General features: G+C 43.9%; 12 protein-coding genes and 1 pseudogene. 9 read left to right on the plus strand and 4 right to left on the minus strand.

The genetic code is table 11. The features are described 5' to 3' along the window. Positions 1-89: 89 nt before the first annotated feature. Together ACHBGV_RS09670 and ACHBGV_RS09675 are read right to left on the minus strand one after the other, a co-directional pair. A pseudogene (locus ACHBGV_RS09670) lies at positions 90-522 on the minus strand (YbaK/EbsC family protein). A gap of 152 nt (positions 523-674) precedes the next feature. After that, a complete protein-coding gene (locus ACHBGV_RS09675; RefSeq protein ID WP_394736230.1) occupies positions 675-3,347 on the minus strand; it encodes an SEC10/PgrA surface exclusion domain-containing protein in 2,673 nt (890 codons plus the stop codon). 339 nt (positions 3,348-3,686) lie between these two features. On the opposite strand from ACHBGV_RS09675, the gene ACHBGV_RS09680 reads away from it, so the two are divergent. The 7 genes from ACHBGV_RS09680 to ACHBGV_RS09710 all read left to right on the plus strand — a co-directional run bounded on the left by ACHBGV_RS09680 (position 3,687) and on the right by ACHBGV_RS09710 (position 9,224). After that, on the plus strand, positions 3,687-4,502 hold the full coding sequence (locus tag ACHBGV_RS09680) for a Cof-type HAD-IIB family hydrolase (RefSeq protein WP_394736231.1): 816 nt from the start codon (positions 3,687-3,689) through the stop codon (positions 4,500-4,502). 9 nt (positions 4,503-4,511) lie between these two features. After that, positions 4,512-5,732 (plus strand): peptidase T, encoded by a 1,221-nt coding sequence (gene pepT / locus ACHBGV_RS09685; RefSeq protein WP_394736232.1) that lies wholly within the window; start codon positions 4,512-4,514, stop codon positions 5,730-5,732. Positions 5,733-5,851: 119 nt separating this feature from the next. Continuing rightward, a complete protein-coding gene (locus tag ACHBGV_RS09690) occupies positions 5,852-6,250 on the plus strand; it encodes a DUF5684 domain-containing protein (protein ID WP_172021944.1) in 399 nt (132 codons plus the stop codon). Positions 6,251-6,400: 150 nt separating this feature from the next. Then, on the plus strand, positions 6,401-6,718 hold the full coding sequence (locus ACHBGV_RS09695) for a PadR family transcriptional regulator (protein ID WP_394736233.1): 318 nt from the start codon (positions 6,401-6,403) through the stop codon (positions 6,716-6,718). Continuing rightward, positions 6,715-7,782, plus strand: coding sequence for a DUF1700 domain-containing protein (locus tag ACHBGV_RS09700; protein WP_394736234.1), 1,068 nt, complete (start codon positions 6,715-6,717; stop codon positions 7,780-7,782). The genes ACHBGV_RS09695 and ACHBGV_RS09700 overlap by 4 nt, the downstream gene beginning before the upstream one ends. A gap of 10 nt (positions 7,783-7,792) precedes the next feature. Then, positions 7,793-8,377: an HAAS signaling domain-containing protein gene (locus ACHBGV_RS09705; RefSeq protein ID WP_105160126.1), complete on the plus strand. Its 585-nt coding sequence runs from the start codon at positions 7,793-7,795 to the stop codon at positions 8,375-8,377. After that, positions 8,364-9,224, plus strand: coding sequence for a DUF4097 family beta strand repeat-containing protein (locus tag ACHBGV_RS09710; RefSeq protein WP_394736235.1), 861 nt, complete (start codon positions 8,364-8,366; stop codon positions 9,222-9,224). The genes ACHBGV_RS09705 and ACHBGV_RS09710 overlap by 14 nt, the downstream gene beginning before the upstream one ends. Before the next feature lie 38 nt (positions 9,225-9,262). On the opposite strand, the gene ACHBGV_RS09715 is transcribed toward ACHBGV_RS09710, so the two are convergent. Next, positions 9,263-9,622: a DUF1304 domain-containing protein gene (locus tag ACHBGV_RS09715; RefSeq protein WP_105111845.1), complete on the minus strand. Its 360-nt coding sequence runs from the start codon at positions 9,620-9,622 to the stop codon at positions 9,263-9,265. Positions 9,623-9,643: 21 nt separating this feature from the next. Beyond that, positions 9,644-10,069 (minus strand): MarR family winged helix-turn-helix transcriptional regulator, encoded by a 426-nt coding sequence (locus ACHBGV_RS09720; protein WP_105122317.1) that lies wholly within the window; start codon positions 10,067-10,069, stop codon positions 9,644-9,646. Between the two features lie 159 nt (positions 10,070-10,228). On the opposite strand from ACHBGV_RS09720, the gene ACHBGV_RS09725 reads away from it, so the two are divergent. Both ACHBGV_RS09725 and ACHBGV_RS09730 read left to right on the plus strand, forming a co-directional pair. After that, positions 10,229-10,984: a threonine/serine exporter family protein gene (locus tag ACHBGV_RS09725; protein WP_394733571.1), complete on the plus strand. Its 756-nt coding sequence runs from the start codon at positions 10,229-10,231 to the stop codon at positions 10,982-10,984. Between the two features lie 3 nt (positions 10,985-10,987). Further along, complete coding sequence (locus ACHBGV_RS09730) at positions 10,988-11,443, plus strand: threonine/serine exporter family protein (RefSeq protein WP_394736236.1); 456 nt, start codon at positions 10,988-10,990, stop codon at positions 11,441-11,443. Positions 11,444-11,495 lie beyond the last annotated feature (52 nt).

Genomic DNA, 11,495 nt, shown 5'->3' on the forward strand with positions numbered 1-11,495 from the left:
ATTCTGTTGATGTTATGCAGTTTTCTCAAAGTAACTTCTGAAAGAAAGAGAACTAGAACTTACTTTGAGAATTTACCTGCTTTATTATCCTATGGCAGGTCGACGATATGGATATCAAAGCCCAAACTTTCTACAAAAGCAAGAACATCCTGGGTTGCCACAAAAATTGTCTTGGTATTTATATTTGGATGAAATGTCAGAATCTTTTCCGTCAAGATTTCCCTATCAAAATAGACTTCAATATCTTTCTGGGGATTATTGAGCAAACCAAATATGGAACTTCCCCGCAGGCAACCGCATCTTTTCCCAGAGACTGTCGCTTGAAGCCATGCGAATGCGGTTGGCACCAACCATTTCCTTAAAAGCCTCCATGTCCAGCTGTTTCTGGTCGTCCATAATCAAGATATAAAAGGCCGTATTTTTCTTATTGGTCAAAAACATGGACTTGGCCCGCACACCTTCCATTCCCTCAATATAGTAATCAGCCTCATGGGTTGTCAGGGCAGTAGGATGCCCAACCATATCATAAGAAATTCCCAACTGCTTTAATTTTTAAACCAGTTCTTCATACATAAGGACACCTCTTTTTCTCTATGTTGATATTTTAGCAGAGAGTATATTTTAATTCAGTAATAAGAAAAAGAGAATCAAATCGATTCCCTTAATCATGAATATTAGATTTCATCGCGTTTCTTTTTTGCGAGTCCAAAAGTAAGTCCCATTGACATCATACCAACAACTGCCATGATATCTGAATTTACTGATGATGTTTTTGGCAATGTTTTTTCAGATTCTGACTTAGCAGAATTTGATTGGCTTGTGCCTTGAGCAGGAGCAACACCCGCACTCAAAGAAGTAAGGTTAACAGTTCCAGCTGAACCATTTGTACCCGCAGCACCGGCACCACCAGCAGCTGCAACTCCTGAACCTTGAGGAATATTTGAGCCTTCCGTTGGTGTATTTCCTAGATTTGTAAGAATAGGAAGTTCACCTTCTGGCAATGCATCAGCTGTAGGAGCTACCGCTGGTACAGCAACAATTGTTCCATCAGGAAGCTGGAAGACATTGTTCCCAGTTGCCAAGCGGTACAAGTTGAGCAGACGAAGATACTCTTCTTTTGCTTCAACAGTCAGAGCAGTTTTATCCTTAAGAATATCATATTGTTCAACCAAGTCTGCTTTTTGCTTCAACAAGAGACCAGCCAAAATAGATTTCTGTGTCTCTAGTCGCTCTTTATCTGCAATCAAAGTTGTTGCATTTGCAACCAATTTCTCTGTCTCAGCAATTTTCTCTTTCAAGCCAGCAATTCTACCATGAATTTCAACTAATTTGTCTTTGGCAGCCGTTTCAGCTTCTACTGCCTTTTTATAGTCTTCTTTAGCTTGAGCAACTTTTGCCACCTCTGCTTTTTGAGCCACAAGCGCTTTAGCAAGTGCTGTTTGAGCTTGTCCTTGTTTCGTTAGGAGTTGTTGGTTCTGTGCAGTAAGCGAAGCTAAATTCTTCTGAGCAACTGTCAACTGATACTGAGTCTGTTCAAGTGTAGCCTTCGCTGTTGCCAAGTTATCCTTAGTTGTTTGCAAACGATTTTTAGCCGTACGAAGTGTTTGATTCGCTGCAACAACAATAGGTGCAGATGCCAAGTTAGTACTTCTCAAGTTAGACAATTTTGTCTCGAGAGTTTTAATTTCTGCCTTGAGCTTGTTAATCGCATTTGTGTTGTCAACTGTTGTGCTAGTAGTACCTGTAATTGGCGTCTGACTAAAGTTTGAACTTACAATATTCGACGAAGGAATCATGTAAATTTGAGTCTGCGTAGCCTTGGTACTGCGGAATTGACTTGAGGCAACTCGAGATGTGGCACCAAGATAATAAGTATCATTGCCGGAATTTTGCAGGAGCGAAATCGTATGACCGAAGTTAGAACCTTCATCGTTAAAGAGCATATAAACCAATGAGTTGTAGAAGAGCCCTTTTAACTGATCGACTGTTGTAGCATGTCCAAAGTCCCCCAAGGACTCGTAGCCACGATTATCCGAAGTTTTAAGACCACTTGCTGTTGCTGCGGAACCAATAGCTGTGAAATCATGGATAAGTGTGCTTAAACCTTTACTATTGTAAGCACTTGCAACACGCTTAGCAAAATCTTGGGCTGAACTTGTCACAGCAACTGATGCTAAACCCAGTTGTGTACGAACCCCGTTCAATATCTCTGCTGTAAACTGTGCAATCTCATTTTGGACTTCCTTGGTAAGATTAGCAGGGTCAATTGTACGAGTTTTATCTGCTGCAATTGATTGGTAGGTGTTCACACCGCTTCCGCCCCATTGAATACCATAAGTTCCTTGTTGACTGGCAACTACAATTTTTGATTTATTTTGATTTACAACACTAGTGAAAGCTGGAGAGCCTGTATAACCAGCATTCTCAATTTGTTTAAGAGCAGGGTAGGCTGTGTTGATGTAAGAGCTTGGCAAGGTAATCTTATTGCTACCAACTACAGATTTAACCGTATTTGTTGTCGTCGTAGTTGTTGCTGGTGTATTTGCCAACTCCGTCTTCTTAGCTGACAATTTTGCATTGACTTGACTAATTTCTTTATCTAAGTCTTGCTTAGCAGTTGTTTGTGCTGAAGTCAGCGCCTTTTCAGCATTTGTAACAGCAGTTTCATTTACTTTGACAGCGTTCTCAAGGCTTGAAACTTGCTGAATCTGCTTTGCTTCAGTTGTTTTGAGATTGTCTACTGCTGTTTGAGCACTTTCAAGACCAACTTCCGCTAAGTCTGCTTTAACGTCAGCAAGAGCTTTTTCAGCATCTGCCACTACTTGATTAGCTGCTACTTCGCCAACTTTAGCTGTTGCCAAATCAGTTGCCTCAGTCGCCACAAGTGATTCTGCGGTTGCAATAGCTGTTTCAGCAGGAGTAATCGTTGCTTCCTCGCTAGCAATTTTTGATTCAGTTTGCTCGATAATCTGAGGAGCATTCTCAATTATCGTTTGAGCACTGTCAATTGCAGCAATCTCACTATCAATCTGGTCCAATTGTGCCTGAGTGCTGTCCATTTCCGCAGTTGCAGTTGCCACAACTTCTTCTTGGGCTACTTGCTCAGCTTCAGCTGCCTTATAAACGTCTTCAGCAGCGATAACCTCTTCCTCTGTTACTGGAGAAGCTGTTTCACTACTTGTAGAATCGGTAGTGGTTGTTGCATCTGTTGCTTCTGTAGTTAATACCTGATCAGCTACTGGCTCTGCCGGCACGACTACTTCACTAGCTTCTACTGCTTGTTGTCCTAGGACGGCCAATGTTGTTGCAGCAGCAAAACCTGCTGTTTTTGCAATCTTCTTCGTCATTCGTTTCTCCTACATTCTTAGCATGAGTTTAATATAAAAACATATTACAGTTGAGTCATTATTATACTCGCTTCTCTATTCTAACCTTATTTGATAGCATTTGCAAGCTCCGACAGGTATGATTTCCCTTATTTTTATTTGCTTTTTTTAAGCTAACTTCATCAAGTCCTTTACCCGCTTGGATTTCTTCAAAACATTAAGTTTTTGTTACAGATTTGTCAAAAATATTTCTAGCAAAAATAGGGAAATTTTCCTGATTATTTCTTGGATTCTTCCACTACTGATTCCGACTTTTTTCAATTTATGCTATACTAATATCAGAACTATACGGAGGTGCCTATGATTAAACTAATCGCCCTTGATATGGACGGAACCCTGCTTAATGAGAAGAAGGAATTGACCCAGCCACAGATTGATACCATCCACCAGGCCGTTGCTGCTGGTGTGACCGTCGTACTCTGCACAGGTCGTCCTCTGGTCGGTGTCAAGCCTTTTGTGGAACAGCTGGGCTTTGACCAAGAAGACGAGTACATCATCGTCAACAACGGTTGCTCGACCCATTTGACCAAGGATTGGAGTCTGATCGACTGGGAGGAGCTGACTCAGACAGACTTGGACTACCTTGACACATTTACAAATGCTGATGAGGTTCAACTCACACTCTTCGACGAAGACCATTTCTTTGTCGTTGCACAAAAAGCAAATGAAACCGTTGTTCATGATGCCAGCCTGGTCGGGATGACACCTATTTCCATCGACCTAGAAGAAGCAAAATCTGGCAAACACCGCTTCTTTGAAGCCATGTTTGTCGGTGAAAAAGAGGCCATTGATGCTTTTGAAAATACCCACAATCCTGTCCTCAGCCAGAAATATTCGACCGTTCGCAGTCAAGAATACCTGCTGGAAATCCTGCCCAACGGTGCCAGCAAGGCCTCTGGGCTGAAAAAATTGGCTGACCGTCTAGGAATATTGCCTGAGGAAATCATGGCTGTTGGCGATGCCAATAATGACTTGGAAATGATTGCCTTTGCAGGACTGGGCATTGCCATGGGAAATGCGAATGAGCAAGTCAAGGCCATTGCCCAAGATATCACCGACAGCAATGAAAACAACGGTGTGGCCAAGGCCATTGAAAAACACATTTTGAACAAGTAAGGAGACCACATGAAATACCCAACACTACTCGAACGATTTTTAGTCTACGTCAAAGAAAATACCCGCTCTGACGAGAACTCAACCACCACTCCATCTACTCAAAACCAGGTCGAATTTGCCCAAAACATCCTCCTGCCTGAGATGAAACGCATCGGTCTGCAGGATGTCCGCTACCTGCCTAACGGCTTTGCGGTGGGAACCCTACCTGCCAACGATCCTAGCCTGACCCGTAAAATCGGCTTTATTGCCCACATGGATACGGCTGACTTCAACGCAGATGGTGTCAACCCACAAATCATCGAAAACTACGACGGTAACCCAATCGCTTTAGGAACTTCTGGCTATGAATTGCATCCAAAAGACTTCCCTCAACTTGCCAACTACCAGGGTCAAACCCTGATTACCACAGATGGTACCACCTTGCTAGGCTCTGATGACAAGTCAGGAATTGCAGAAATCATGACGGCTATCGAATACCTAGTCCAAAATCCTGATATCAAGCACTGCGAAATCCGTGTCGGTTTTGGTCCTGACGAGGAAATCGGTGTCGGTGCTGACAAGTTTGATGTGGAAGACTTTGATGTGGACTTTGCCTACACCATGGACGGTGGACCGCTGGGCGAACTCCAGTACGAAACCTTCTCAGCTGCTGCTGCCAAGATTGACTTCCTTGGACGCAATGTCCATCCAGGATCTGCCAAGGACCAGATGATCAATGCTTTCCAACTAGCTATTGACTTCCACAATGCTCTTCCAGAAGCAGACCGCCCTGAAAAAACTGAAGGTTACGAAGGTTTCTTCCACTTGATGAACATGGTAGGCAGTGTCGATACTGCTTCTACCACCTATATCATCCGTGACTTTGAGGAAGAGGATTTCCTTGCCCGCAAACAGCTCATGCTGGACATTGCTGATAAAATGAATGACAACTTTGATACGCCACGTGTCATTGTCAACTTACATGACCAATACTACAACATGAAGAAAATCATCGAAAAAGACATGACTCCAATCAACATCGCTAAGGATATCATGGAAAATCTGGGTATCAATCCACTGATTGAGCCTGTTCGTGGAGGAACAGACGGCTCTAAGATTTCCTTCATGGGCATTCCAACGCCAAATATCTTCGCAGGTGGTGAAAATATGCACGGCCGCTTCGAGTTCGTTAGCCTGCAAACCATGGAAAAAGCTGTTGATGTGATTTTAGGTATTGTAGCTTACAAATAAGAAGGAAAAGTAGGTTTTCTGAAAAAATCTACTTTTTTTGAAAATTGTTCGATATAACTATTGTATTATTTAAATAATACCGTTATAATAGAACCATCAAAAAGAAATGGAGTTTTATTATGACAGAAGAAACATTTGCACAAGGTATTTTAGTTGGGCTTTGGGGAGCCGGTATGATTTTTTCACTCATTTGGTATGTCCTCCTTGCCATTTCCAACTTCATCCTCTTTAAAAAAGCTGGCTATGCTGGTTGGAAATCCCTCATTCCTTTCTACAACCTTTATATCCAACAATGTATCACATTCAGCGAAGACAAGGGCTGGTTTATCCTATTCCTACTCATCCCACTTGCTGGACCACTTTATGGCATTTATTTGACTTACTGCTATGGTAAAGCATTTGGTTTGTCTGATATTCAAGCCATCTTCTATGTCTTGTTTACACCACTTTTCAATGTCTACATCGCCTTCAATGACGGAAGTTCTTACCAAGGTCCACAAACTTTCTTTATCGACTAATATCAAATGAAGTAACTTTTTCTAGCTGGAAGGGTTGCTTTTACTTTTTTAAAAAATATATAAAAAATTTATATAATTACTTGATTTTAGTAAATGATGGGTATATAATTTATATATAAAATAATTACATAAAGATAAATAGGTGATTTCATGTACTACCCCGTTTCCTCTATCTTGATAGAATTTCTGATTTTGGCCATGCTGGAAAAGCAGGATTCCTACGGATATGAAATCAGTCAAACCATCAAGATAGTGGCCGATATAAAAGAGTCCACGCTCTATCCCATTCTGAAAAAACTGGAAAAGGCCGGCTATGTAACCACTTACAGCCAGGAATTTCAAGGACGCAAACGCAAATACTACACCATTACTCCTGCCGGCCGGAACCACATCCCCTTCCTCAAGGGAGAATGGACAGCCTACAAGAACAATATCGACGGAATAATAGAAGGGAGCCTACGAAAATGACACGTGTAGATTATTTAAAACAGCTTGAACAAGCACTCAACAAACTCAATCCAACCGCCAAACAAGAGGCCATGGACTATTTCCAAGAATACTTCGACGACCGAAATGATGACCAGGCGACTATCTCAGAGCTAGGCGATCCGATCTCTGCTGCTCAGGAAATCATAGCTAACCTGCCTGAAGATGCCCTGATAGAGAACCAGGAGCCATTACGTGTTGATTTGACCTGGGACTGGAAGAATTTTTTCAAGAACTTCAGCTTTAAGGACACCAAGCCCCTCGACTTTGAGACTGTGGAGACCCCTTTGCCAAACTTCCAACGCCTTAACCTCCAGCTGGAGGACCAAACCTTGATAATTGAGAGCTGGGACAAGGACTCCGCCAGCCTCCTCTCCCCCGCCTCTCTTGATGGCAACTACCAGCCCTTTACCTTCTGCCTGGATGGCGACACACTCCTCCTTTCTTCTATGGAGATACCAAAGGGCTTTGGGATGGCTTACTCAGACAGCAGACAAAAAACTGTCCTCAAACTTCCCCAGAAACCTGCCCTGCACACAGCAGATGTTCGTTTGACCGATGCCAATCTGGTTATCAACAACCTGACTGTGGACCGCTTAACGGTAACAGAAACCAGCGATAGCAATCTCTCCTTCAAGCACATCACTGCCCAAAACTGGATCATGGAGGCAAAAGACATCAACCTTACGTGCAAGGATTCTAGTTGTTCAACCCTTGACTGGCAGACAGCAGATTGCACCCTCATGTTGACAGGTCTGAACCTCGGCAAGGGGCATGTGGAGATTGCGGATTGTCACCTTTCAATGAACCAATCCACCTGGCAGGGAGAACTTGCCCTTGAAATCAAAGATTCTGTGGTCACCTTGGGCATGTCCCAAAAGAGCAATCTTCTAGCGGAAACAGACGATAGCCTGCTCCATTTGCCTCAGGAAATTGCTGCTCACCTAGAACGTGACGATGATTGGCTCCACCTGGAATACCTGCTGGAGGGCATCACCCCTACTCTGATTTTGGACGCAAGCGATTCCAGTATTACTGTCAAATAAGGAGAAAATGATGACACGCGCAGACTATATGAACCAATTGGCTGGCTATCTCAAACGCCTGCCACAAGAAGATTTCCATGATGCTATGGAACATTTTAATGAATACTTTGACGAGGCTGGACCTGAGAACGAAGATCAGATCATCGCAGAATTGGGCAGTCCCAAGCAAGCTGCTAGTGATATTTTAGCTAATCTCTATGAGAAAGAAGTCAGTGGAGAAAAGCCTAGCACCAGCAACCGTCTACTTCTGGTAACCCTGTCTATCTTGGCTGCTCCCATGGGCTTGATTCTGGGTCTGGTGGTGTTGGCTCTCTTTGTGAGCCTCATCCTCCTCGTCCTAGCCCTGGTTCTAGCCATGGCCAGCATCTGCATCGCCCTGATTAGCCTAGGAATTTCCGGCTTTCTATCAGCCTTTGAACTCTTTACCACTGCTATCAGCTCAGGCATCCTGGTCACCGGCCTATCCTTGATTGGAATAGCTCTGGGAATTTTGGGCATCAAGGCGACCATTTTTATCGGCCATAAGCTCCTGCAGGCCAGCCTTCACTTTATTCAACAGTTATTGCCGAAAGGAGACCGCTATGAAACAGCTTAAATCCAGCACACGCTACACTCTCATTACCCTAGCAACTGGCCTCCTTCTGTCCTTGCTGGGTCTCCTACTAGGTGGCTGGCATGAAATCGGAAATCACCTAGAAAATTCCTACCAGGTCCAGCAGGTTGAATTTGACAACTTGCAAAAAATCAATAGCTCCACCAATCTCACAATCTCTACAAGTGATGTCGAAAAACCGACCCTCTATTTTCAAGTCAGCAAGAAACAGAGCAGTCCTATTGTCTACGACCTGATAAATGGCAGTCTGACCATTGAAGATAATAACGACCAGGGGTTTCGCTATGACGGTTTCCTAGAAGGTATAAAAATGCTCCAAGAGAACCAAACCCAAACCCAAACCTACACCACACCGACCCTGCTCTTGCCAGCCGGTAGCCATTTGGATGAATTGACCGGCGGACTCTTTGATGGAAATGCCAATCTTGAAGATATGACCGTTGACAAACTGGATATTTCTATCAACAACGGTAACTTCTTGGCCAAGAAAACCACCATTCACTCAACTAACATCGTAGTCTGGGATGGAGATATTGATTTGCAGGAAGTAAAACTAGAAGATGTGGAAGACTCAAGTAGTGACCAGCTCAACCATTTGACCGTAGAAAATGGCAACATTCGCGCCACTGGGCTGCAAGTCATCGGCAACTATGATGTCTTGGCCTACGACGGTGACATTGACCTGACCATTCATAAGGAAAGCCTGAAGGATCTCGCAATCGAAGAACTTTCTGCTGATGAAGATAGCGAACAAACCACTCATGGCAATCCAAATGCAAAAAACAAGTTGACCCTGCATAGCCAAAATGGCGACATTTATGTTCAGTAAGAGTACACGAAAAGCCCTCCAGTTCGGGGGCTTTTTGACTACTTAAATATCAAAAGTGACAAGAGGGTCAAAATGGCTGGACCTCCTTGGCTCAGGATAATTTTAGGGCTTGAAGTAATCGCACCATAAGCAGCTGCACCGATAACATAGAGGACAAATATGGTCACAATTTCAAGATTGCCAGTCACAATTCCGTAAAGTAGGAAAAGGGCCAGCAAGCCATTGTAGATTCCCTGGTTTTTGAACAGGGTGGTTACAGACTTGCGTTGCAGCTCGTCCTTGGCCATATTAAAGACACGGCTGGTCGAGTCCGAATGAGTAGCAAAAGTTTCCAAATACATAATGTACAAGTGTTCCAATGCTACGATGGTAGCTAAAATAGTTGTAAAAATAGACATGCTATATCTCCTTAAGAATAGTTATAGAGGGAGGTCTTTCAAGCCTGCACTTAGCTTGGTCAGAATCTGCTGAAATTGCTCCACTTGGTCAGCTGTTAGGATATGTTCCATAGCCCGTTTGACCACCACATGCTGGCTGGGCGGGCTATCAATCAAATCCTTCTGCGCTTTCTTGGTCGGGTAAACCAAAATTTCCCTCTGATTGTCAGGGTTTCGCTCACGACGGATGTAGGCCGCCTCTTCCAAAATTTTCAGATGCCGGCTAATGGCTGCGCGGTCAATTCCAAGCCTCTCCTGCAAGGCTGTTTGGTAAAGCGGTGCCTCCTCTAGCAAAATCTGAAGAATCCGATAACGGGTCAGGGAAATCCCCAACCGCTTTTCAAATAGATTGGTAATGGTCTCTTCGGTAATTTTCAGCTGGTAAAGTACCTCTTCCATGCTTGACATGACTTCTCTCATTTGTTGATTTGTCAATTGTTGACCAGTCAATTGTACTACAATCCGAATATTTTTCAACTATTTTGCTCATTATTTATAAAAATCCTTCTTCCCAGAGCTGATTTTGATATAATAAACTAAAACATCAAGGAAAGAGCTAGGGATGAAATGGAACAAAAAGAGCAAGACCTGGTCATTGACGTGCTTATGCTGGCCGGTAGCATCTTACTCCAAAGCGGGGCGGAAATTCATCGGGTGGAGGATACCATGATTCGCATCGCCCATTCTCAAGGGATAATGGATGCCAATGTGCTGGCCATTCCAGCGGCCATTTTCTTTTCCATTGACCACACCAACATTTCACGGATGAAGAGAATTGTCTCCTCCAGCTACAATATGCAGAAGGTCTGCGATGTCAATCAGGTCTCTCGTTCGCTGGTTGAAGGCCAGATTAACCTTGAAGAGGCCTGGGAAATTCTGTCTGCTATCAAACTGGAAAAAGCACCTTACACGACTGGCCAGCTGATTTTGGCGGCTATTTTTGCCGTTCCCTTCTTTACCCTTATGTTCGGCGGCTCCGCCTGGGATGCTTTTTGCTCTGCTGCTGCGACCGCTCTGGCCTTTCCCCTCTCGCTGCAGATTGAGAAATTTATCGGCATTGCTTTTGTGACTACCTTCTGTGGAGCTCTGCTATTTTCCCTAACCGCCTACCTACTAGAGAAATACACCAGCCTGGCTATCAATCCCAACCTTATCAATGCTGGCGCTGTCATGCCATTTGTGCCTGGTATCACCCTGACCAATGCGGTCCGAGATCTGATGACCAACCATATCAATACTGGCATGACCAAGCTCTTTCAAACGGCTCTGATTATCCTGTCCCTGGGTGCAGGGACTACTGTTGCACTCTTACTCGTGGGGTAACTTATGAATTTTTTACTACAAGCTGTAGCTTCTTTTCTAGCCATGATTGCCTTCCTGGTCATCCTCAATGTTCCTCGGAAACTTCTGGTTCCCGGAGGACTTCTAGGAATGTTTGTCTGGCTCCTCTATCTCCTACTGCAGGGACCAACCAATCCGCTCATTGCCACTTTTTTGGCAGCGGTAATCGGCTCCATGATTAGCCAGGTCATGAGCATCCTACTCAAGACACCCTCTATCATTTTTTCTCTGGCTATCCTGGCTCCCCTAGTCCCTGGCTATCGGTCCTATATGACAACGACCTATTTTGTTTCTGGAGATTATGCCCAAGCCCTTGCCAATATCACCAGTGTCCTGACCCTCTGCTTCATCATTCCTATCGGCATGGCCAGCGGTACCGTACTCTTGCAAGTGTACAGAGCCATTCAAAAACGCTGGGTAAATTCTCAAAGTAAGTTCTAGTTCTCTTTCTTTCAGAAGTTACTTTGAGAAAACTGCATAACATCAACAGAAT

It is taken from the genome of Streptococcus sp. A34 (assembly GCF_043674115.1).
Classification (GTDB): domain Bacteria; phylum Bacillota; class Bacilli; order Lactobacillales; family Streptococcaceae; genus Streptococcus; species Streptococcus suis_V.